Consider the following 24174-nt stretch of genomic DNA (forward strand, 5'->3'; position numbering starts at 1 on the left):
ATCCTTCTTTGATCTTGTCTCGGTGGTAGCATGATTTGCACCCCGGTTCCCAATAAAATAGGGATAACGTAATAAATAAACCCGCGGGTTAGTCGCGGTGCCCAATAGGAGATCCGATAATGCCAATGCCGCAAACAACGCTTGAACAATGGTCGGTACTGCGCACCGTGGTCGAATCCGGCAGTTTCGCCAGGGCGGCGGAACAGCTCAACCGCAGCCAATCTTCGGTTAGCTATGCGGTTAACCGCCTGCAGGAGCGGCTGGGGGTGGCGCTGTTGCAGATTGACGGCCGCAAGGCGCGGCTGACCGAGGCCGGGCGCACGCTGCTGGCGGACGCCACGCCGCTGATCGAGGATATGGTTCTGCTGGAAGTGCGCGGCCGTTCGCTGCTGGCGGGACACGAAGCGCAGGTGCGGCTGCTGGTGGACTGTATCTTCCCGCGCCCGTTGCTGTTTAAGGCGTTGACCGCCTTTCAGCAGCAATATCCGACGGTGCAGATAGATCTGCGGGAACTGGTGCGTCAGGCGGCGCCCGATCCGGCGACGCTGGCGTACGATCTGGCCATCAGTATGTGGGATATCACCAGCCGCAATGCCCGAAAAATGTTTGACGTCGAGCTGGTTGCCGTCGCCCATCACGCGCATGCGCTGCATCAGCGGGGGACCAGCCTGACGCAGGCTACGCTGTCGCGTTATCCGGTGGTATTCATTCAACATCACGATAGCAGCCCGGCCATTCATCATGCCTCCTCGATGACCAACCGCCAATGGCGGGTGAATACGGTGGAAGCGGCCATCAGCGCGGTGAACAGCGGTTTGTGTTATGGCTGGCTGCCTCGCCATTTGATTGAAACCGAACTGGAGGAGGGGCATCTGGCGGTGTTGCCGCTGCAAAGCGGCGCGTCGCGCCAGATCCCGCTGTGCCTGAGCTACTCCAGTCGGGAGCGGGCCGGCATCGCCACCCAGGCGCTGGCCGAACTGCTGCTGGCAGGCAGCGGGTAACGCGGTACTGACGGCGGGCGGCATCGCGTGTATGCGCTTTGTCGCCGGCATGGCGGAATCGGTGGATTGGAATAGGTCTGTCATCTCAATTTACCCGCTGTGGTATAGGGTGAAAACATCCTATTCCGCCGGTAAAGAGATTAAAAACGGAAATTTTAGCCAGAAACCCATCGAAAAATCAGATTAATTAACATAAAAGAAGCGTGATTTTCGCCACGGATTAACTTTCGGTAACATATCATCGGCGGCCGGAAAAACGGCGGGAAAGGGGGAAAATATGTGCAAAAACCGTTGATTATACGCGACGGGGCGATCGGGCGAAAATGCGTGAACGGTCATCGTTTCGCGGTTGGATTTCTCGGCGTCGACAAGCGCTAAACGGGGCGGGCAGCCTTTTATCGGCCTCTGGCGGATATCGTAAAATGTGACGGAGTTATCTGTATCTCCGCGCCGGAAAAAATTTATCGGGCGCCGCTCGACAGATTACTCGATCTGGGATAGCTTAATTGCGGGCTCGCAGGTCGGGCCCCAGCGTCGCTCGGACGGTCCGGGCGCTCACGTTACTTCGAGGATATTATGGCTGATTCCCATTCTCCGCGCCGTTTTACGCGCATCGATCGTCTCCCCCCTTATGTATTCAATATCACTTCCGAGTTGAAAATGGCTGCCCGCCGGCGCGGCGAGGACATTATCGATTTCAGCATGGGCAACCCCGACGGCCCGACGCCGCCGCATATCGTGGAAAAGCTCTGTACGGTTGCTCAACGTGAGGATACCCACGGCTACTCAACGTCCAGAGGGATCCCGCGTCTGCGCCGGGCGATTTCGCGCTGGTATGCCGATCGCTATCAGGTGGAGATCGACCCCGAAAGCGAAGCCATCGTCACCATCGGTTCCAAAGAGGGGCTGGCGCATCTGATGCTGGCGACGCTGGATCACGGCGATACCGTGCTGGTGCCGAATCCAAGCTACCCGATTCACATTTATGGCGCGGTAATCGCCGGGGCGCAGGTCCGCTCGGTGCCGCTGGTTGACGGCGTGGATTTCTTCAACGAGCTGGAACGGGCGATCCGCGAAAGTATCCCTACACCGAAGATGATGATCCTGGGGTTTCCGTCCAACCCGACTGCGCAGTGCGTCGAGCTGGATTTCTTCGAACGGGTTGTCGCGCTGGCGAAACAGTACGGCGTGCTGGTGGTTCACGACTTGGCCTACGCCGATATCGTCTATGACGGCTGGAAAGCGCCGTCGATTATGCAGGTGCCCGGCGCCAAGGATATTGCGGTCGAGTTTTTCACCCTGTCGAAAAGCTACAATATGGCCGGCTGGCGCATCGGTTTTATGGTGGGAAATCCGGAACTGGTCAACGCGCTGGCGCGCATCAAGAGCTATCACGATTACGGCACCTTTACCCCGCTTCAGGTGGCGGCGATTGCGGCGCTGGAAGGCGACCAGCAGTGCGTGCTGGATATCGCCGAGCAGTATCGCCAGCGGCGCAATGTGCTGGTGCGCGGCCTGCATGAAGCGGGCTGGATGGTGGACGAACCCAAAGCCTCGATGTATGTCTGGGCGAAAATTCCCCAGGCTTATGCGCATTTGGGGTCGCTGGAGTTCGCCAAGCGTCTGCTGTCCGACGCGAAGGTGTGCGTGTCGCCGGGGATCGGATTTGGTGATTATGGCGATACGCATGTGCGCTTCGCGCTGATTGAAAATCAGGATCGTATCCGCCAGGCCGTGCGCGGCATCAAGGCGATGTTCCGTGCCGATGGGATATTGCCGCCGTCGGGTAAAGTTCCCTCAGGGAAGGCCGCATCGGTCTGAGCGGCGGGCTCTCCGGTCGTTCCGGCCGGAGAGCCCGCGTTAATTACGTCTATCGGTGAACCGTCGTCATTTACCCCTTTATGCCGCCGGAGGTCAGACCGTTGACCAGCCAGCGCTGCGCCAACAGAAATACGACGGTGATCGGAATGGCGGAGAGTACCGCCGCCGCCGCGAAGTCGCCCCATAGGTAATTTTGCGGGTTGAGATACTGCTGCATACCGACCGCAAGGGTATAGCTGTTGACGTCGCGCAGCAGCAATGAGGCTATCGGCACTTCAGTAACCGCGGCGATAAATGACAAAATAAACACCACCGCCAGGATCGGCACCGACAGCGGCAGCAACACCAGACGAAACGCTTGCCACGGCGTGGCGCCGTCCAGCGCCGCCGCCTCTTCCAGTGAACCGTCGATGGTTTCGAAATAGCCTTTAATCGTCCAGACGTGCAGCGCGATGCCGCCCAGATAAGCGAAAATCACGCCGCCGTGGGTATTCAGGCCGATAAAAGGCACATACTGCCCCAGGCGGTCAAACAGAACGTATAACGCCACCAGCGACAGAACGGCCGGAAACATCTGGAAAATCAGCATACTTTTCAGCAGGGTGGCCTTGCCGGGAAAGCGCATCCGGGCGAACGCGTAAGCGCACGTGGTGGAGAGCGACACGATACCCACGGCGGTAATGGCGGCGATTTTCACCGAGTTCCACAGCCATAGCAGCACCGGGAACGGTGGCGGAATGATCCGTCCATCCCCCTGTTGTACGCTGAACCCCAGTGCGAGCCGCCAGTGCTCCCAGGAAATCTGTTCCGGGATCAGGCTGCCGGTGGCGAAATTACCGCTGCGCAGCGATATGGCGATCACCATCAACAGCGGAAACATAATGGCGGAGACAAACAGCAGCAACAGCAGGTGCGTGATGAACAGCCGCAGTTTTTGCGATTGGGGTTGAACCATTGCCATGCGTTGCGCTCCTTAATCAAACTTCATACGAGTGGCTTTTAGATTGATAATCGCTATTGCGCCCACCAGCAGGAAGATCAGCGTGGCGATGGCGGCAGCCAGACCAAAGTCCTGACCTCCGCCTCCTTCAAAAGCAATGCGATAGGTGTAACTGACCAGCAGGTCGGTGTAACCGGCCGGCGTGGTGGTGCCCAGACGGTCGGGGCCGCCGTTGGTCAACAGCTGAATCAGCACGAAGTTGTTAAAATTGAAAGCGAAACTGGCGATCATCAACGGCGTCAGCGGCTTGATTAACAAAGGAAAGGTGATGCGGAAGAAGTTCTGTAAGGGGCCGGCGCCGTCCATCGCCGAGGCTTCGTACAGATCGTCAGGAATGGCTTTTAACAACCCCATACACAGGATCATCATATACGGATAGCCCAGCCAGGTGTTGACGATCAGAATCATCGCTCTGGCGGTGGTCGGGTCGCTAAACCAGGACGGACTGATGCCGAACAGCGCGTTGAGCATCATGTTGATTTCGCCAAAGCTCTGATTGAATAACCCTTTAAAGATTAGTATGGAAATAAATGAAGGCACGGCGTAGGGCAAGATCAGCAGTACGCGATAAACGGCTTTGCCTTTCAGCGCTTCCCACTGCACCAGACAGGCCAGTACCATACCGACCGCCACGGTCAGGATCACGGTTAGCACGGAAAAGATCACCGTCCAGACAAAGATAGCGAAAAACGGTTTACGGATCCCTTCATCGGTAAATACGCGGATAAAATTATCCCAACCGACGGTGACGCTATAGCCGGGACTGAGACGTTCCTCTCCCCAATGACCATCGGCGGTCACCGCCTGATAAAAACCGATCTCGTCATTCGGGCGATAGGTCGCGCCGCTCTGATTATTCGTCAGCGTACCGTCAGCGCTCAGGGTATAGAGCGGGCGCGTGCTGGAAAACTGGCGCAGGGAACTCATCACCAGCTGCGTATGGTTCGGCAGTTCGGCGGTAAGCCGGCTTAACGCCTGACGATTTTGCGTGATAACGCGCAACGCGGCGCGTTCGCCGTCCGGTAGCGTATCCGCCGGCGCCATGTTCAGGTGCCGCTCAGCGCCCAGACTGAACGGCGGCGAGAGAAAATGTTGGCCGCTCGCGCCGTCGGTCAGCGCCAACCGCCAGCGGTCGTCGATCGGATAAAGGCCGAAATTAAATGTATTGCCGGTCTGATACTGTCTTTCCAGCAACACCTGCTGAGCGCGGTCGTAGCTGAGTTGATTGATGCTGCTGTAGTTGGTAAACGCGATGGTGATGGTATAGATGAGCGGGAAAAGCACAAATAGTCCCATTCCCGCCATGCCCGGATAAACATATCGCCAGGCATAAGCATGACGGTTGGCGAAAATGTACAAGCCAACGCCGCTCAGGAGCAGCGTTATGATGGCAAACAGATATTCTCCCCGGACGTACATCAATACGACAAGGTAGCCGACCAGGGTTCCAAGCAACATGAGGACGGCCCATTTCAATCCTTCGCTTTGCCGCCAGCGACGTTTCTTTATCACATCCATAGGGGGGATTCCTCATACAACCAATACCGATCTCCCTCTCCGGCGAGGAGAGGGAAGCGCAAGGAATATTATTTGGCGATACGGCTATGCGCATCTTGCAATGCCGCATCAACGGACTGACGCCCGCTCAGCGCGTTGAGCACCGCGGTACGCATGGCATACCAGAAAGCGGACATCTGCGGAATATTCGGCATGATCTCTCCGTTCTGGGCGTTGGCCATCGTGGCGGCGATGCGCGGATCTTTCTCCAGTTTCTCCTGGAAGGATTTCAGCGCGACGGCGCCCAATGGCTTATCCTGATTCACGCTATCCAACCCCTCGTCGGTGATCAGATAGTTCTCCAGAAATTCTTTGGCGAGTTCTTTGTTCGGACTGGCGGCGTTGATGCCGGCGCTCAGTACGCCGACAAATGCTTTGGAGGGGTTGCCCTTGAACGTAGGCAGCAGCGTAACGCCATAGTCGATCTTGCTATTATTGATGTTGGACCAGGACCAGGGGCCGTTGATGGTCATGGCGACGTCGCCTTTGTTGAAGGCCGCTTCCGCGACGGAGTAGTCGGCATCGGCGCTGATATGTTTGTTTTTCACCAGATCGTTCAGAAAACTCAGTCCCGCTTTGGCGCCGGCGTTGTTGACGCCGACATTTTTCACATCGTATTTGCCGGCGGCGAGTTTAAAGGCGTAACCTCCGTCCGCGGCGATTAACGGCCATGTGAAGTAGGGTTCTTGCAGATTGAACATCAGGGCGCGTTTGCCTTGCGCTTTTAATGTGTTATCCAACGCGGGAATTTCTTCCCAGGTTTTGGGCGGTTCGGGGAGCAGGTTTTTATTGTAAATCAGCGACAGCGCCTCTACCGAGATCGGATAGGCGATCAGCTTGCCGTTGTAACGCACCGCGTCCCAGGTGAACGGATAGAGTTTATCCTGAAAAGCCCGATCGGGCGTGATTTCCGCCAGCAGGCCGGACTGGGCGTAGCCGCCGAAACGGTCGTGCGCCCAGAAAATGATGTCCGGGCCATCGCCGGTGGCCGCTACCTGCGGGTATTTTTCTTCTAATTTGTCCGGGTGCTCTACGGTGACTTTAATGCCGGTTTCCTGTTCGAACTTTTTACCCACATCAGCCAGGCCGTTATAGCCTTTATCACCGTTAATCCAGATAACCAGCTTACCTTCTTCAATTTTGGCCAACGCTGAAGCGGAAAACATCATGGTGCTCAGTGCGGATAACGCGATGATGCCCGCGCCTGTTGTTAGTTTCATAGGTTGTTCCGTCCTTTTCGTGAGGAGCCAGAGGTGCAGATATAAAGTCAAAGCGCTTTATAGCGAGCAGTCTGCGCATTTGGCCGGCGCGCGGCATCCTCCCCGGCTCTACGCCCGCCCGGGGCTGAATGTGATTCATTTCTCATAATTGCTGATTTTGCGGCGCAGAGCACATAAAGCCCCCCGGATTTTGCCGTCATGATCACGAAAATTCCTCTCGCATGCGCGTTGCTTACGGTCAAATCCTTTGCTCCGTCCTCCCGTCACCTCCCCTGTAAAAAGTCAAACGCCGGAGGATTTGAGCCTCCCGCAGATCCGGTATAACCGAAGCCATCCTGATTCTTCCGCCGTTTGGCGGGCTGTATGGCAGTAAATAGGGAGAAGTGATGGCGAACGTGCAACTGCGTAATGTGATGAAAGCCTGGGGCGACGTGGTGGTGGCGAAGTCGATTGATCTTGAGATCCGGGACGGGGAGTTCGTGGTGTTCGTCGGGCCGTCAGGCTGCGGTAAATCAACGCTGCTGCGTATGATTGCCGGATTGGAAACCATTACCAGCGGCGATTTACTGATTGACGGCAGGCGAATGAACGATATTCCGCCGGCGGAACGCGGCGTGGGGATGGTGTTTCAATCCTATGCGCTTTATCCGCATCTGTCGGTTGCGGATAACATGTCGTTCGGCCTGAAACTGGCGGGCGTCAAAAAAGAGCAGATTAACCAGCGGGTGACGCAGGTGGCGGAGATGTTGCAACTGGCGCATCTGTCGGCGCGTTTGCCTAAAGCGTTATCCGGCGGACAGCGCCAGCGGGTGGCGATCGGCCGCACGCTGGTGGCGGAACCGCGCGTGTTTCTGCTTGACGAACCGCTCTCTAACCTGGATGCGGCACTACGAGTGCAGATGCGCATCGAAATCTCCCGACTGCACAAGCGCTTGCAACGCACCATGATTTACGTCACCCACGATCAGGTGGAAGCCATGACGCTGGCCAATAAAATCGTGGTGTTGAACGCCGGCCGCGTCGCGCAGGTGGGCAAACCGCTGGAGCTTTATCACTACCCGATTGACCGTTTCGTCGCGGGATTTATCGGTTCGCCAAAGATGAACTTCCTGCCGGTCAAAGTGATCGCCACGGCCATTGATCAGGTGCAGGTGGCGTTGCCGAATCATCAGCCGATCTGGCTGCCGGTGGATAGCCACGGCGTTCAGGCAGGCTCCAATATGTCGCTCGGCATCCGGCCGGAGCACCTGCTGCCGGGCGATGTCGCCGACGTTACCCTTCAGGGCGAAGTGCAGGTGGTGGAACAACTCGGCCACGAAACCCAGATCCACATTCAAATCCCCGCCATACGTCAAAACCTGGTTTATCGCCAGAACGACGTGGTGTTGGCAAAGGAAGGCGCCACATTCGTCATCGGTCTGCAACCCGAGCGCTGCCATCTGTTCCGTGAGGACGGCAGCGCTTGTCGCCGGTTGCATCAGGAGCCTGGCGTTTAGGCGCACAACCCAACATAAAAAAACAACATTTTCAGGAGAGAACATTAATGATAACTCTGCGCAAATTACCTATTGCAGCGGCCGTGGCGGCGGGAGTGATATCGTCCCAGGCTCTGGCAGTGGACTTTACCGGCTACGCTCGTTCCGGAATCGGCTGGACCGGCAGCGGCGGCGAACAGCAATGTTTTCAGGCAACCGGCGCTCAAAGCAAATACCGTTTGGGCAATGAGTGTGAAACGTATGCGGAACTGAAATTAGGCCAGGAAGTGTGGAAAGAGGGCGACAAGAGCTTCTATCTCGATACCAACGTGGCGTATTCGGTGGCGCAGGCGGATGACTGGGAATCGATTTCTCCCGCGTTTCGCGAAATGAACGTAAAAGGAATCAACCTGATCGACAGTTTGCCAGGCGCGACAATCTGGGCGGGCAAACGCTTCTACCAGCGTCATGACGTCCACATGATTGACTTCTACTACTGGGATATTTCCGGCCCGGGAGCGGGGATTGAAAATATCGATCTGGGCTTCGGCAAACTGTCGCTGGCAGCGACGCGGAATACCGAAAGCGGCGGTTCCGTAGGGTGGATTCGCGGGGAACGCGATGAGATCGCCACATCGAACGATGTGTTCGATGTGCGTCTGTCGGGGCTGGAAACCAATCCCGGCGGCGTGCTTGAACTCGGCGTAAACTATGGGCGCGCCAATGCCCGCGACGGCTATTCGCTGGACAAAGACGCGTCGAAAGACGGCGTAATGCTGACGGCGGAACACGTGCAGGGCATGCTGGGCGGGTTCAATAAATTTGTCGTTCAGTATGCCACTGACTCGATGACCTCATGGAATGTCGGCCACAGCGAGGGCGCCAGCATCAACAATGACGGCAGCATGCTGCGTATTCTCGATCATGGCGCGATCCAGATGGGCGAAGACTGGGAAATGATGTATGTCGCCATGTATCAGGACACCGATCTGGACAACCAAAACGGTTCGACCTGGTATACCGTCGGCGTGCGGCCGATGTACAAATGGACGCCCATTATGAGCACGTTGCTGGAGGTGGGCTACGATAACGTGAAGTCGCAGCGCACCGGCGAACGCAATAACCAATACAAGGTAACGCTGGCGCAGCAGTGGCAGGCGGGCAGCAGCATTTGGTCGCGTCCGGCTATTCGCGTGTTCGCCACCTATGCCAATTGGGACGAAAAATGGGGGACCGATGGCGGAATCGCCTACAGCGATACGGCAACGACCACTTATAGCCGCGGCGACGACGACGAAGTCACGTTCGGCGTACAGTTTGAAGCCTGGTGGTAAAGGTAAAACGCGTTTTGTGCGTTAGCCTTGTCCGGGAACGGCGCGTTCCCGGACAAGATCTCATCCGTTCAGGCGCTATTTCGTACTCCACATTGAGGTTCTGATATGAAAACGAAACACTCTTTCGTCGCGATCTGCCTCGGCGCCGCGCTGTTGCTGAGTATGGCGCCGATAAGCCGAGCGGCGGAAGCGCTTGTGCCGCAAGATGTTTCTTCCGCCCCCGTCTTTTCGGCAGTCGCGTTGCGACAGCTTCAGTGGACGCCGGTAGGGCAGGGAGAAAAAAGCGTTACGCGTCTTGCCACCGACGGGCAACGTCTGCCTGCCGGGGAGATCGCCGGCCCGGTCGCGGCGTATCGCATACCGGCTAATGTGGGGGATGTGACCGTGACGTTGAGCAGCGATGTCCATCACCGCCAGGTGTTCGCGCCGAATGTGCTGGTGTTCGATGGGTCTATGAAACCTTCGGCTTTTTTCCCCAGCCGCCATTTCGCCTATCAGGGGCCGGGGGTAATGGCGCTGGAGCGGCTGCAAGGCGAACTGAAATTAACGCCGGCGCCGGGGCAACAGTTTATCTATCTGCTGGTGTTCACTACCCGGCAGGATTTGCAGCAAACCACGACGTTGCTCGATCCGGCGAAAGCTTACGCGAAAGGAACCGGCAACGCGGTGCCGGATATTGCGGACCCGATTGCACGGCACACCCCTGAGGGTTCGCTGACGCTGGCGGTGAAAACCTCTGCCGATGCCAGCGTGCTGGTCGGGCCGCTGTTCGGGGCGTCCCGCCCGGAACCGGTGGTGGTCGGCGGTTCGACGGCCGCGGGCGACGTCGCTCCGCCGCTTTCGCCGGCGCCGGTGTTATCCGATACGGAAGACTATTTTAACCAGGCGATCCGGCAGGCCGTCGCCAGGGGCGAAATCGATAAGGCGCTGACGCTGTTGAATGAAGCGGAACGTTTAGGGGGGGCTTCCGCCCGAAAGGTGTTTATCGACAGCGTGGGCGACAGGAAATAATTCGAGTCGCGCGTTGAAAAAATGCAAGGTAAGGTGGCGCGGGTTGCCTTGCGTATTACCCTCATCATCCGCTCCGGCGGCCTGAACCGGCCGCGTTCTCCGCTCGGGAGCCCGTTGTGTCGCGGGCTCCCTTTTATACTTATACGCCGTAACCCATCATTTTCATCAGTCGCCAGGCATGCTGCACGGCTTCCTGACGATGCGAGATTCCCAGCTTCTGATAGAGATTACGAATATGCGTTTTGATGGTGGTCGCCGCGACAGCCAACTCGTCGGCAATCTGATCGTTACTATAGCCGGAATAAATCAGCCCCAGCACCTGCCATTCCCGCTGGGTCAGCGGGCTGGTGCGGATCATTTCCGGCACTTCCGGGTGAGTGAGCAGACGGTTGACGAAATCTTCGTCAAAATGGGCAAACTTGTGGCGATGGTGCTGATTGATTTCGCGCAGGATACGCTGGGCACGCGACTGTTCCTGCTCCGGCAGGGTATTGAGCTGGATTAACAGGCGAAGTTGCTGAGCCATGGATTCGCCTTCGATGACAAAGTGACTGACAAAACCGGTGCGGTTAGCCAGCGCCAGCGCTTCCATTAGTACGCGCTGCGCCGGGCTTTTACGGCCATCCTGCCAGTAAAGTTGGTTCAATAGCAGCAGATTTTGATTGATATCGCTGATTAGAGACAGGCGGCGCGCATTGTCGTTCAGTTCTTCCAACACCACCTCCGCCGCATCAAATTCGCCCAGCAGAATTTGCGTGCGGGCGATATTGCGCCACTGGCTTTGCAGAAAATGGTTATGGGCGAATGCTGGTTTAGGCGTCTGGCGTAGCCAATTGGCGGCCGGCGTTTTATCGCCGGCCATTTGCCAGTAGATCGCCCGCACATTGTTCGCGTTGGATACCCAGTCGCTGTGATAGTGGCCATTGCTGAGGAGATTTTCCAGACGATTAAGGTGGGTGCGGGCGTTATCCAAATCGCCGCGCGCCAGCGAACACTGAACGATCAGCGCCAGGCATTGCAACTGTTGTCGCGGGTGACTGGCGGCAAGCAAGTCCATGCCCTGACGCGCCATCCTTTCCGCTTCATCCAGTCTTGACCAGGCCCACAGCAGTTGGGCGCGAACGCGCAACAGAAATTCATGCAGCGGCAACTGCCCGAGGTGCTGTTCGCGGATAAGCTGGAATCCGCGTTCCTGCGTTTCCCATGCCATTTGCGGAAATCCTTGAGAGAAGAGAATTTCGCTTTGCTGGATCATGCTCCATAACGCGTAATGCCAGACGCTATAACGGCGGGCATCCTGTTCTATCTGCCGCATCAACGTCAGCGCTTGAGGTAGATCCCCTTTGCAGTGCAGGACCTCTCCCCGCACCGAGGTGGCGACGATGCGGCTGTAATAGCTGGCGTAAGGCAGCATGTCGAGCGCCGCGCCGGCAAGGCGCTCGGCTTCTTCCGTATCGCCGTCGCTGATCGCCACCTGTGCGCGCAGGGCGCTGAATTCAGCGCGCAGAATATCGTCCATTTCGTCGGTCATTTCCTGTTCGGCGCGGGTCAGCAGCGAGTTCACCTCGCCGTAGCGGTGCTGTCGCTGAATCAGCCACGCCTTCAACAGGATCAGCTTGGGGTTCTCCAGCAGATTCTCCCAGGACAGCGTTTGCAGCGATCTTTCAAATAAAGCCAGTTCGCTGTGATCGAACAGGCTCCAGGCGTGTTGCAGCAGAATATCGCGCAACAAGTCGGTATCGCCGGCGGCCATGGCGTGGTGGATGGCTTCGCCGGGAAAGCCCAGCGTCATCCAACCCTGCGCGGCGGCATGGTGAATATCTGTAAGCTCCTCGGCGAGTTCCCACTGGCAGCGCTGGCGCAGGAAGTTGCCGAACAGGGGATGATAGCTGAACCATTCGCCGGTATCGTCCATGCGTTGCAGGAATAATCCCTGACGTTCAATTTCCTCAAGACGCAATCGACCGTGGGCTTCGCCGGTAACGCAGGCGATCAGATCGTCGTTCATCGAGCGCAGCAGGGAACTGCGCAGCAAAAAACGGCGGATGTCGATATCGACGTTATCCAGCACCTCATCCGCAAGATAATCGGAGAGATGTTGCGAACTGATGCCGGAAAGACGGCGGGAGGAGGAGTGGGCGGAATTGCTGTCCTGACGCGCCGACAGGGCGATTAATTGCAGCGCGGTGGCCCAGCCCGCCACGTTGTCGCACAGATGGCGGCTTTCTTCGTCGGCGAGAGGCGATGCCAGACGACGATCGAAAAACAGCTTCGCTTCCGAATGGGTGAAGGCCAGTTGCTGACTGTCGATTTCCAGCAGTTGATCGCGCACGCGCAGATTGGCGAGCCCCAACTGCGGCAGATTGCGTGACAGCACCACCAGCGTCAGGTTTTCCGGCTGGTGACTGAGGAAAAAGCGCATGGCCTTATGGATCGCCGGATTGGTAATCAGGTGGTAATCGTCAATCACCAGCAGCGTGGGGGCGTGCCAGGTCGCCAACTCGATGAACAACTGGGCGAACAGGGTGCTGAGACTGGCGTATTGACACTGTTGCGCCATGACTTCGCTACTGACGAAGTGGCCCGATGTGGCCTGCTGTAATGCGGCTACCAGATAGTTGGCGAACCGCTCAGGTTGATTGTCGCCTTCATCCAGCGAATACCAGCCCAGCGCCTGTTTGTCGCAGGCCCATTGCGAAACCAGCGTGGTTTTGCCGTACCCCGCCGGACCGGTAATGAGCGCCAGACGGTAGTTGCCGACGTCGCCCAGACGGGACGTCAGCCGGTCGCGGAGCACCGTGTCTTTCAAATGCGCCGGACGGCTTAATTTAGAGGGAATCAACATAGGAAATCATCACTATTAGTGTACGTAATTCTACGTTTCAAATTGTGTCGTGAATGATGCGATAAGGTCGAACAGTTTGTCGCCGATTGCAAGTCAGATAGGGGACTTCCCGGAAAATCCTCCTGTATCCGCCGGACCTGATCACATTTTTCTCTCCTACCTGCGACTCCTCCTCAGCTAATCCATTAGCGGGAGGAGGCGTTGCTTTCAGGCGCTAGGCACACTGGTGGAAATCCTATTTTATCCACGGCCATTACAGGACTTTGCGAATCTATGTCACAACCTACTTTTAATCAGTCTCAGTTTCAGGCTGCACTGACGCGTCAGTTGCAGCGCTTAGGACCTCTTGCCGCGCAGGAGATGACGCGGCGTCAGTGGTGGCTGGCGCTTAGCGGCGCACTGGCGGAAATGCTGGCATCGCTGCCTGCCGCGCCGCCGCGAAAGGCGCCGCCGCGCCATGTGAATTACCTTTCGATGGAGTTCCTGATCGGGCGGCTAACCGGCAATAACCTGATCAACCTGGGGTGGTATCAGGCGGTGGGCGAGGAACTGAAATCCTACAACGTCAACCTGAGCGATTTGCTGGAGGAGGAAACCGATCCGGCATTGGGCAATGGCGGGTTGGGGCGTCTGGCCGCCTGTTTTCTGGATTCAATGGCGACGGTGGAACAGCCAGCGATAGGTTACGGTCTGAATTATCAATATGGCCTGTTCCGTCAGTCTTTTCAGGCGGGAGAGCAGGTTGAGCGACCGGATGACTGGCGACGCGACAGCTACCCCTGGTTCCGCCACAACGAGGCGTTGGATGTGCAGGTGGGCATCGGCGGGAAGGTGGTCACGCGCAACGGCAAAGCGCACTGGACGCCGGGATTCGTCATTCAGGGCGAGGCCTGGGATCTGCCGGTGCTCGGCTACCGTAACGGAGTGGCGCAGCCGCTGCGTCTGTGGCAGGCGCGGCACGCTCAGCCTTTCGATCTGGAGAAGTTTAATGACGGCGCGTTTCTGCGCGCGGAAAAACAGGGCATTGATGCCGAGAAACTGACCAAGGTGCTTTACCCGAACGACAACCATACCGCCGGTAAAAAGCTGCGTCTGATGCAGCAGTATTTTCAGTGCGCCTGCTCTGTCGCCGATATTTTACGCCGTCATCACCGGGCGGGACGTCCGCTCGCGGCGCTGCCGGATTACGAAGTGATCCAGCTAAACGATACCCATCCCGCTATCGCCATCCCGGAGCTATTGCGAGTCCTGCTGGACGAACATCAGCTGGATTGGGATCAAGCCTGGAACATCGCCAGCCGTACCTTCGCGTATACCAACCACACGCTGATGCCGGAAGCGTTGGAGTGCTGGAGCGGGCGTCTGGTGCGCGCCCTGCTGCCGCGCCACTGGCAGATTATTAACGCGATTAACGAGCGTTTTAAACAACAGGTGGTGCAAACCTGGCCGGACGATGAGGCGGTGTGGGAGAAACTGGCGGTGGTCTACGGCGATCGGCTGCGCATGGCGAACCTGTGCGTGGTAAGCGGTTTTGCGGTGAACGGCGTGGCGGCGCTGCACTCGGATCTGGTGGTGAAAGATCTGTTCCCGGAATATCACCAACTGTGGCCAACCAAATTCCATAACGTTACCAACGGTATTACGCCGCGCCGCTGGATCAGACAATGTAATCCGGAACTCGCGGCGCTGCTTGATAACACGCTGCGCAAAGAGTGGGCCAACGATCTGGAGGCGTTGATCGGTCTGGAGAACTATGCCGATGATGCGACGTTCCGTAACGCCTACCGCGCCATCAAATTGCGCAACAAACAGCGGCTGGCGGCGTTCGTCAAGGCGCGCACCGGCATCGACATCAATCCGCAGGCGCTGTTCGACGTGCAGATCAAGCGCCTGCACGAGTACAAGCGTCAACACCTTAACCTGCTGCATATTCTGGCGCTGTATCAGGATATTTGCCGTCACCCGCGGGTTGAGCGCGTGCCGCGCGTCTTCCTGTTTGGCGCAAAGGCGGCGCCGGGCTATTACCTGGCGAAGAACATTATCTATGCCATTAATCAGGTGGCGGGCAAGGTCAATAACGATCCGCGTGTGGGCGACAGGCTGAAAGTGGTTTTTCTGCCTGACTATTGCGTATCGGTGGCGGAGCGGCTTATTCCGGCTGCGGATGTGTCCGAGCAGATATCCACCGCCGGCAAGGAAGCCTCCGGCACCGGCAACATGAAGCTGGCGCTGAACGGCGCGCTGACGGTGGGAACGCTGGACGGGGCGAACGTGGAGATTGCCGAACAGGTGGGCGCTGAAAATATCTTTATCTTTGGGCACACGGTGGACGAGGTTAAAGCCCTTAAAACGGCGGGCTATGATCCGGCGGCATGGCGTAAAAAAGATAACACGCTGAATACGGTGCTGAAAGCGCTGGAAGAGGGGGAGTTCAGCGACGGCGATAAACAGGCTTTTGCGCCGATGTTGCAGAGTCTGGGAACGAAGGGCGGCGATCCCTATCTGGTGCTGGCGGACTTTCGCGCCTATCTGGACGTGCAACGGCGAGTGGATGCGCTGTATCGCGATGAGGAGGCCTGGACGCGCGCGGCGATTCTGAACACGGCGCGCTGCGGTATGTTCAGTTCCGATCGTTCCATTCGCGATTATCAGCAACGTATCTGGCAGACGCCACGCTAAGGATCGGGTATGGAAAACGGCAGAGTGAATCGTGCCGCGCGGGCGGCGGGAATTGCGGCGGACTACATCAATGCGCGTGGAGAAAGGCAGGCTATTCCGTCCGGCATCAAACAGCGTCTGCTGCGCGCGATGAATCATGGCGTTTCGCCCCGGATCGCGGCGCGTCCGTTACCGGCGGTTCGGGTGTTTACCCGCGGGAACGCCGTGACCTTGCCGCTGGTGGGAAGCGGCGTCTTCGCCTGGATCTTTACCACGGAAAGCGGAAAAACATACCAGGGAGAGGCGATGGCCGGGGCGGAACTCACGCTGCCGGTGAATCAGGAGGAGGGGTATCACTCGCTAACTCTGACGCAGGGCGAACAGCGCTGGCGCTGCCGGGTGATTATCGCGCCGCCGCGCTGTTACGAAGAGGATGCGCTATTGGCGGGCCGCAAACTCTGGGGAGTTTGCGTTCAGCTTTATACGCTCCGCTCCGATGACAATTGGGGCATCGGCGATTTTGGCGATCTGCGGCGTATGTTGGCGGCCGTGGCGCAACGGGGAGGCGCGTTTATCGGACTCAATCCCATTCACGCGCTTTATCCCGCCGTCCCGGAAAACGCCAGCCCGTACAGCCCGTCGTCGCGCCGCTGGCTGAATGTCATCTATATCGATGTCAATGCGGTGGCGGATTTCCGGCTAAGCGCTGAAGCGCAAGACTGGTGGCGGTCACCACATACGCAGCAGGCGTTGCGCGCCGTACGTGATGCCAAATGGGTGGATTACAGCGCGGTGACCCGGCTGAAAATGACGGCGTTGCGTATGGCGTGGCAACGGTTTGCGCGGCGGGCAAAGGATGACCAACAGGTTGCGGCGTTCGCGGATTTTGTGACGGCGGGCGGGGAAAGTCTTTACCACCAGGCTGCGTTCGATGCGCTGCATGCGCAGCAGATAAAAACCGACGCCGCCCGTTGGGGCTGGCCGGTCTGGGATGCCGCCTATCGCGATGTGATGAGCGCGGAGGTGGCGGCTTTCTGTAGAGAACGGGCGGATGATGTCTCGTTTTATCTCTGGCTTCAGTGGTTGGCGCATGACCAACTGGCGTCCTGTTGGGAAGACTGCCGGAGATACGGTATGCCTGTCGGACTGTATCGCGATCTGGCCGTCGGCGTGGCGTCCGGCGGATCGGAAACCTGGTCCGATGGCGAGCTGTATTGTCTGCAGGCGTCGGTGGGTGCGCCGCCCGATATTCTGGGACCGCTGGGGCAGGATTGGGGGCTGCCGCCGATCAATCCGCATGTCATGATGCAACGGGCCTATGAGCCCTATATCGATCTGCTGCGCGCCAACATGAGATATTGCGGCGCATTACGTATCGATCATGTGATGTCGATGATGCGGTTGTGGTGGATCCCCAAGGGGGAAACGGCGGACCGAGGCGCCTATGTTCACTATCCGATGGAGGATCTGCTGGCTATTTTGGCGCTGGAAAGCCAGCGTCATCGTTGTATGGTCATCGGAGAGGATTTGGGCACGGTGCCGCAGGCTATCGTGGGAAAGCTGCATGAAAAAGGAGTTTACTCTTACAAGGTGCTCTATTTTGAGCATGACAAGGCGATGCGTTTCCTTCCACCGCACAAGTGGCCGGCGCAGGCGATGGCTGTCGTCAGCACGCACGATTTACCCACGCTGCGCGGCTACTGGGAAAGCGGTGATTTAACGTTGGGTAAAGCGTTGGGGCTATACCCTGACGACGTTCTGTTGCGGACGCTTTACGCCGAACGGAAACGCGCCAGACAAGGGTTGCTGAACAGCCTGCGTCGCCATGGCTACCTGCCCGCGCCAACGACGTGCGAAACGCAGGACGGTAAGATGAATATGCGGATTAACCGTGGAGCGCAGCGTTATGTCGCCGATAGCGGCAGTGCGTTGCTGGGACTGCAACCGGAAGAGTGGTTGGATATGGCTGAGCCGGTCAATGTTCCCGGCACCAGCGATCAATACAAAAACTGGCGGCGTAAGCTGTCGGTTTCGTTGGAGGCGATGTTTGCCGACGATCAGATCAATCAACTGCTGTATGAGATCGGCCGGCGGCGGGCCGGGACATAATAAATGGCGTAGCGGGAAGAGGGAAAACAGCAGTTACCTGATTCACGCTTTCGCACCGATGGTTGACGCGCGGCGGCGGTGGATTATTTTCATAGGAATAACGGCCTTGCTCGAACAGGATTCTCCTTGCAGGGCATGCTGCATGGCGGAAAACGCGTGTTCGACCCAGGCATCCTCATTTTGGCGCATTGACCAGATGTTATTTGGCAGAAAACCCAGCATGGCGTGTTCATCAAAGGTGCCGATATTTATTTCTGACGGAATATGCCCATAGCGCTCGCGCAATATGCTCAATATCCCTTCAAGCACGGGCAGAGAGGAGGCGATAAATGCGTGCGGAGCATCGTTGTGGCGAGTGAGGAATTCACGCATCATCCGCTCGCCGTCTTCACGACGGTTGTGACTGGCTTCCAAGATCCAGCCCTGACTTTCCGGGAGTAATCCTTGTTGCCTCATGACCTGCTGATAACCGCGCAATCGTTCTTTTATGGCCGGCTGCTGGGCGTCGCCGGCCATAAAAAATAGCGAAGTGGAACAACGGCTAGACAGCATTGCCTCGGTCAATTGAACGGCGCCCTGAAAGTTATCGCTCATGACCAGAGGAACATCACAAGTGCCGAAGTCACGATCGAGTAACACCAGCGGTCGGTTTATCAGTTTCAGATGATGGTTTTGCGTTTGCAGGGTTGTAGGGACAACAAATAAACCGTCAATATTACGCTGTAGTAAGGATTCAACCAGTTTGTTCTCATATAGCGCGTCGCTATAAGTACAGCTGATCATTAATTGATAACCCGCCTCACGGCAGCGTATTTCCAGTTTTTCCGCCAGCGTGGAAAAAAATAGGTTGGAGAGGCGGGGAATGAGCAGCCCCAGCGTGTCGGTTTTATTAAGCTTGAGACTGCGTGCGGTATGGTTAACGACGTAGCCATGCTCCGAGACGTAGCTGTTGATGCGATCCTGCGTCTTCGCGCTGATGCGGTACTGTTCGGCCTTACCGTTCAGCACCAGCCGTACGGTGGTGATGGAAAGATTCAATGCATTGGCTATCTGCTCGACCGTTTTTGCCATAAAACAGGATATCCATAAAGAAAATGAAAGTTTCCCAGTTTAGCGCATTAACTAATTTGACGCAGCATGGTATGGATAAGCCATGTTTCAGATCATGAAAGTAAATGATTCCCCAAAAGAACAATAGATCACCATGAGCCAGTCCAAATTGTTCGATTCGATCAATTGCCAAGTTCAATAATCACAGTGAGAAGAAAAATATCTCTGCCGTATGGAAAAAAATTCATACGGCAGAGAAAACTAAATAAGCATTTCCGCCATCTGCTCAGCCAGTTCCACATCTTTTTCCGGCGGCAAACCGCTGATGCCGACAGCGCCAATTACGCGGTCTTCCCAGACCACCGGCACACCGCCTGGCATGGCGATAAGCTGCGGATCGTTGAATATTTGCAGTTGCAAACGATGATCCTGTACTTCATCGTAAATACGCGCAGTACTACGACGAAACATCAACGCCGTATAGGCCTTACGCTGCGCCAGCAAGCGGGGCAGCGCCGGGCAGGCCGCATGGGCTCCAAAAGCAATAAGTTCGCTCCGTAGCCCCACGACAGCGATCGCCAGTCCTTGAGTCGATGGATTATTGACGGTTGTCTGCAGAAAAAGGGCGACTCTCCGACTGACGGCCACATCATCGAGCGCATGGCGAATGATGATACTTTCTGTTTGCTCAGGCATGGGCTATATACTCCTGAACTGTCCGATAGAGAACATCAAGCTCCTGTTTCTGAATGGCGGAAAGTACTGCGAAAGGCTCTCTGATAGGACCGAGGTCCGTAAGCCCGATTCCTGCCATATATTTGGCCGACTGGAAAACGCCTCGGGCGATCATCTGTTCGATAATCCGGTTAATCTGTTGCTGAAGTTGTCGTGCCTTTTCCATATCTCCTTGGTGATAATAGCGGCGTAGAGCAATAAACAGTTCCGGCTGTATATTGACCGTCGTGCCCACTGTCGCGGTTGCTCCGGCAACGAGGCTAGAAAGGAATATTTCATCAAAGCCATTGAAAAACACTTTATCCGGATATTTATCGGTCATTCTCTCAAGCGAATAGAGATTGTGCGAAGTATGTTTAACGCCTAATACCTGTTCTTCGCTGAGAAGCGCCTGTGCCATTTCAGGATCCAGCTCCACTCCCGTAAACTGCGGAATGTTATAAATAATAATAGGAATGGAAATTGCGGACATGACACGCCGGTAATAAGCGATAATTTCCTGTTTACTGAATTTATAATAGTAGGGAGGAACAAGGGAAACCGCATTGGCACCATCCTGTTCTGCATTTTTAGCAAGTTCAACGGCATCGGCCGTGCGGATCGTGCCAACGTGCGCAATGACAGGAACTTTTCCCCGGACCCTCCCGACAATCGTAGCCAGGATACGTTTCCGCTCATCCAGATTAAGAAGGGGGCCTTCTCCCGAAGACCCGCAGCAATAAAATCCCTCAATGCCACGCGATAACTGTTTTTCAACCAACAGCGCGAGCGCTTCCTCGTTGACTGATTCATCCGCATGCATTGGCGTAACGATTGCGGAAATAATGCCACGAAATGATTGCCAGCGATCTACTACCATGCTGTCCATCCTCCATCCATAACAACATTGGATCCGGTCATATAAATGGATGCATCAGAGAGTAAAAAGACGATCGCTCCGTTATATTCACTGGCCTGAGCCATGCGTCCGATGGGAATACGCGCCGTATAGTTTTTCTGGAAACGAGGATCCTGATCGTCACGATGAACCCCGGAAATGGTAAGCGTGTTGACGCGGATTCCATCTCGTCCCCAGTAGGTGGCACAATAACGAGTAAAATTATAGATACCTGATTTCGCCGCAGAATAGGCTACCGGTTTGATAAATGGAATCCCCGTATCCTCTTTCTTATAAGCATAAATATCTTGCACAGGGGATACGATACCGTAAATAGAGCCAATATTGATTATCGACCCGCCTTTACCCGCTTTTTTCATCCGGGCACCAACCTGTTGCGTCATCAGGAAGGTCCCAACCAGATTGACTTCCACCACTTCCCGAAAAACTTCTTCCGGGAAAGTTTCAAACGGACCAGATACTTCGGGTGGCGCGCTGGGCTGAGTATCAATCCCGGCATTATTCACCAGACCATCCGGCGTACCCCATTTTTTCTCGATGGCATCAATGGCATGATTAATATTATCTTTATCGGTAATATCAACCTTATAACAGGAAAGGCGTTCAGAATCTTTAATCGTACCCAACACCCGCGAAACGCGTTCTTCAGCGATATTGCTAGCAAAAACGGCAACTCTGGCACCGCGCTCATGGAGTGTCCGGACATATTGGGTGCCCAATTGCCCTAATCCGCCAGTCACGATAATAATTTTATCTTTTACCGAAAATAAACTGTCTTCCATCTTTGAGCTCCTCATACCGATTCGGGGCTTAGATCTGGTGAGACCGCAGGTAATCGCGATCGAGGATTATGCCGTGACCAGGAAGATCGCTGGGCACATAATGACCATCGACTTCTTCACCGGCCGAAGCGATGATGCGTAAGTCTTTCCAGCGTCCGCCGTCCGTCATTTCCGCATAGGAAATATTCGGTACGGCAGCCAGTAAACTGGCGCTGAGTTCCATGACAAAATGCGGCGTCATCGGTAAATTATGCGCACGGGCGACTGCCGCAATGTCCAGATATCCGGTGATACCACCGACACGACCCAGATCGGCCTGAATATAATCAGCACAGCCGCTTTCGATATATTGAGTAAACTGATTAACGTTATAGACATTCTCACCCAGCGCGATCGGAGTATTGCTACGTTCACGCAGTTTGAGATGGCCGACTATGTCATCGGAAGGCAACGGTTCCTCGATCCAGAGTAAATTCAGTGGATCAAACAACTTGAAAGCTCGCAACGCTTGAGGGAAATTCCAGCCCTGATTGGCATCGACAGCCAGAGGGAAACCGGGGACCGCCTCCTGAATTTTCCGCAGTCGTTCAACGTCTTCTTCCAGATCCGGCTTACCCACTTTCACTTTCGCCGCTTTATAACCGATGCCTTTCCAGCGCCGAACCTGCTCTACGACTTCCTCAACGGAGAGATGCAGGTTGATACCGCTGCCGTAGAGCGGTACGCGGTCGCGCACTCGGCCGAGAATATCCACGATCGGTGCGTTTAACGTTTTTCCCAGCAGATCCCAGTAGGCGATATCGAGGGCTGCCAACGCATGGGTCGTGACCCCCGCGCCCCCGACGTCATGAATATACTTGTAGGAGCGATGCCAGAGACCGCGCGGCGAAAGCGGCTGGCCGATGACATCCGGAATAATCTCTTTAATCAGCGCGGAGATGGTCGAACCACACCAGCCTGACGTATGGCTGAATCCGGTGCCAACCAAGCCGTTTGAACCATAGACATCGACAATTGAAACTTCAATATCGGTAACATGGTGGATCTGGTCGCCCCAGGGTCCTTCAGGCAGCGGCACACGGGCAGTCATTAGCTCAATATTTTCAATGATGGGCATTTGAGTACGGGTCATAGTCGTTCCTTTTTCTCAGTTAAACGTATGCATGGAAGGATGCATACGTTGGTTGAATTGAAATTATTTAGTCACTTGCACATGTTCCTGATTATCGCCGGCAGCATGACCAAAGACTTCCGGCAGCAGGAAAGTAGCCGCCAGGAAGGCGAAGAAAGGTGCGATAGCGATAATGGCGGAAGCAATGGGCACGCCTAACACTTCGAAAAGAGGCGGGAAAACCAATGTGGTGACAAAAGCCGTAATCTTCACAATGGTGTAACCGATCCCGGAAGCGACACCACGATATTTGGGTTTGGCAACCAGGGAGATAACGGTCATACCGCTTTCAGAATCCCAGTAGTGCCCCCATAGCATCAGCGCCGCCCCGCTGGTGATTAGTAGATAATTCAGGGTATAAACCCCGTAAGCAGCGATCAGGATCCCAATAACGACAAACAGGAAACCGTACTGGCTCAATCCTCTGTGACCTAATTTCGGCAACAACAGGGGACCGACCAATGCTGAAATCGCTGCAATACAATTCACAAACAGTAGGGCAAGGTTATTTTGGATCTGACCTGAGATACCGATGGTAGCCAAAATTAATGGCAGGTAGAACGAAAATGCATAATTCTCAAAGGATTGCACGGCACATGAGATCCAGCCAAACACCGTTGTTCGGCGTGAGAAACGTTGACTGAACAAATCATGCAGCGCCTCTTTCACCGTCGGCGACTCCAGTTTGATATTTTCGTCAGGCAGTATGTCGTCCAGCAGACGGCCATCCTGTTCGCCATAGTATTCTTTCGCCGCTTTTTTCGCTTCGATGAAACGTCCCCGTTCGACAAACCAGGCCGGAGTTTCAGGTAATTCCCGACGCAGTAACAGCAATATAAAGGCAGGAATAGCGGGGAAGGCCAACACGATGCGCCAGATATAATCGTTATGCACACCAATGGCAATTAAACTGGTGACGAGGATAATGGCTGCGATAATGCCGATCGCAAACATGAATTGCCAACGGTTCGCCATGACTTCTCGTTTGCCTTTCGGCATGACTTCCATAATGTAGGTAAAACCGTTTGCAACATCCGCTCCGACCGGGATTCCGGCGAAACAACGAATAATCGCCAACCAATACATGTTAGGTGCGATTCCTTGTAAAATGGCACAAATAGCAAATGCGATCATCGAGCCAAGGAATATTTTCCGTCTTCCCACTTTATCAGTCAGCCATCCGCCCAACAGGGCGCCAATAACAGCCCCCATCTGCGTCCCGGCGGCGGTGAAACCGAGCAACCAACTGCTGGGTTCATAAATATCTTTCAAGGCAAACAGAATGAAAGCCATAGAATAGATATCCCAGGACTCAATCAGGAGAGCGGTAATCATCAGCCAGCCAGCTTTGGTGGATCCCGGTGCTTCCTGAAGATCAAGTCGTCTTTTTGCCGTCTGGAGCAGCGTTTCAATATTTTGCTGTTGGTACATAAAGCCTCTCACTTACCCGATTAGCGAAAATGCCTGCGCACTTTCACATGTTGTTATTGATATGCCGGCAGCAATC

Annotated in this window: 17 protein-coding genes; 7 read left to right on the forward strand and 10 right to left on the reverse strand. The window is 55.6% G+C overall.

The features are described 5' to 3' along the window. The first annotated feature begins 119 nt into the window (after nt 1-119). Nucleotides 120-1001, forward strand: coding sequence for a LysR family transcriptional regulator (locus DDT56_RS03310; protein ID WP_210416963.1), 882 nt, complete (start codon nt 120-122; stop codon nt 999-1001). Between the two features lie 576 nt (nt 1002-1577). Continuing rightward, on the forward strand, nt 1578-2822 hold the full coding sequence (alaC, locus tag DDT56_RS03315; protein ID WP_136165078.1) for an alanine transaminase: 1245 nt from the start codon (nt 1578-1580) through the stop codon (nt 2820-2822). A gap of 70 nt (nt 2823-2892) precedes the next feature. Here alaC and malG read toward each other — a convergent pair whose 3' ends face one another. The 3 genes from malG to malE form a co-directional block, all read right to left on the reverse strand. After that, entirely contained in the window at nt 2893-3783 is an 891-nt protein-coding gene (gene malG / locus DDT56_RS03320) for a maltose ABC transporter permease MalG (RefSeq protein WP_136165079.1), read from the reverse strand. Between the two features lie 12 nt (nt 3784-3795). Next, nucleotides 3796-5340: a maltose ABC transporter permease MalF gene (gene malF / locus DDT56_RS03325; protein WP_136165080.1), complete on the reverse strand. Its 1545-nt coding sequence runs from the start codon at nt 5338-5340 to the stop codon at nt 3796-3798. Between the two features lie 68 nt (nt 5341-5408). Continuing rightward, the gene (gene malE, locus DDT56_RS03330; protein WP_136165081.1) at nt 5409-6599 is read right to left on the reverse strand and encodes a maltose/maltodextrin ABC transporter substrate-binding protein MalE; all 1191 of its coding nucleotides are present in this window, start codon (nt 6597-6599) and stop codon (nt 5409-5411) included. 386 nt (nt 6600-6985) lie between these two features. Between malE and malK the strand changes: the two genes are divergently transcribed. The 3 genes from malK (at nt 6986) to malM (ending at nt 10419) form a co-directional block, all read left to right on the forward strand. After that, entirely contained in the window at nt 6986-8095 is a 1110-nt protein-coding gene (malK, locus tag DDT56_RS03335) for a maltose/maltodextrin ABC transporter ATP-binding protein MalK (RefSeq protein WP_136165082.1), read from the forward strand. Between the two features lie 47 nt (nt 8096-8142). Beyond that, nucleotides 8143-9408 (forward strand): maltoporin, encoded by a 1266-nt coding sequence (locus tag DDT56_RS03340; protein WP_136165083.1) that lies wholly within the window; start codon nt 8143-8145, stop codon nt 9406-9408. A gap of 105 nt (nt 9409-9513) precedes the next feature. Next, complete coding sequence (gene malM, locus DDT56_RS03345) at nt 9514-10419, forward strand: maltose operon protein MalM (RefSeq protein ID WP_136165084.1); 906 nt, start codon at nt 9514-9516, stop codon at nt 10417-10419. Nucleotides 10420-10558: 139 nt separating this feature from the next. Here malM and malT read toward each other — a convergent pair whose 3' ends face one another. Next, on the reverse strand, nt 10559-13264 hold the full coding sequence (gene malT, locus DDT56_RS03350) for an HTH-type transcriptional regulator MalT (RefSeq protein WP_136165085.1): 2706 nt from the start codon (nt 13262-13264) through the stop codon (nt 10559-10561). Between the two features lie 273 nt (nt 13265-13537). Here malT and malP point away from each other — a divergent pair, with 273 nt between their 5' ends. Beyond that, complete coding sequence (gene malP / locus DDT56_RS03355; RefSeq protein WP_136165086.1) at nt 13538-15943, forward strand: maltodextrin phosphorylase; 2406 nt, start codon at nt 13538-13540, stop codon at nt 15941-15943. A gap of 9 nt (nt 15944-15952) precedes the next feature. Next, complete coding sequence (gene malQ / locus DDT56_RS03360) at nt 15953-18031, forward strand: 4-alpha-glucanotransferase (RefSeq protein ID WP_136165087.1); 2079 nt, start codon at nt 15953-15955, stop codon at nt 18029-18031. Nucleotides 18032-18073: 42 nt separating this feature from the next. Here the strand turns inward: malQ and DDT56_RS03365 are convergent, their stop codons facing one another. The 6 genes from DDT56_RS03365 to DDT56_RS03390 form a co-directional block, all read right to left on the reverse strand. Further along, nucleotides 18074-19102, reverse strand: coding sequence for a LacI family DNA-binding transcriptional regulator (locus tag DDT56_RS03365; protein WP_136165088.1), 1029 nt, complete (start codon nt 19100-19102; stop codon nt 18074-18076). Nucleotides 19103-19342: 240 nt separating this feature from the next. Then, complete coding sequence (locus tag DDT56_RS03370; RefSeq protein WP_136165089.1) at nt 19343-19777, reverse strand: GlcG/HbpS family heme-binding protein; 435 nt, start codon at nt 19775-19777, stop codon at nt 19343-19345. After that, entirely contained in the window at nt 19770-20675 is a 906-nt protein-coding gene (locus DDT56_RS03375) for a dihydrodipicolinate synthase family protein (RefSeq protein WP_136165090.1), read from the reverse strand. The genes DDT56_RS03370 and DDT56_RS03375 overlap by 8 nt, the downstream gene beginning before the upstream one ends. Next, nucleotides 20669-21496: an SDR family oxidoreductase gene (locus DDT56_RS03380; protein ID WP_136165091.1), complete on the reverse strand. Its 828-nt coding sequence runs from the start codon at nt 21494-21496 to the stop codon at nt 20669-20671. The genes DDT56_RS03375 and DDT56_RS03380 overlap by 7 nt, the downstream gene beginning before the upstream one ends. Before the next feature lie 28 nt (nt 21497-21524). After that, complete coding sequence (locus tag DDT56_RS03385) at nt 21525-22628, reverse strand: mandelate racemase/muconate lactonizing enzyme family protein (protein WP_136165092.1); 1104 nt, start codon at nt 22626-22628, stop codon at nt 21525-21527. 63 nt (nt 22629-22691) lie between these two features. Continuing rightward, a complete protein-coding gene (locus tag DDT56_RS03390; protein ID WP_136165093.1) occupies nt 22692-24098 on the reverse strand; it encodes an MFS transporter in 1407 nt (468 codons plus the stop codon). Between the last annotated feature and the right edge of the window lie 76 nt (nt 24099-24174).

This window comes from Brenneria corticis, assembly GCF_003115855.1.
Taxonomy (GTDB): domain Bacteria; phylum Pseudomonadota; class Gammaproteobacteria; order Enterobacterales; family Enterobacteriaceae; genus Brenneria; species Brenneria corticis.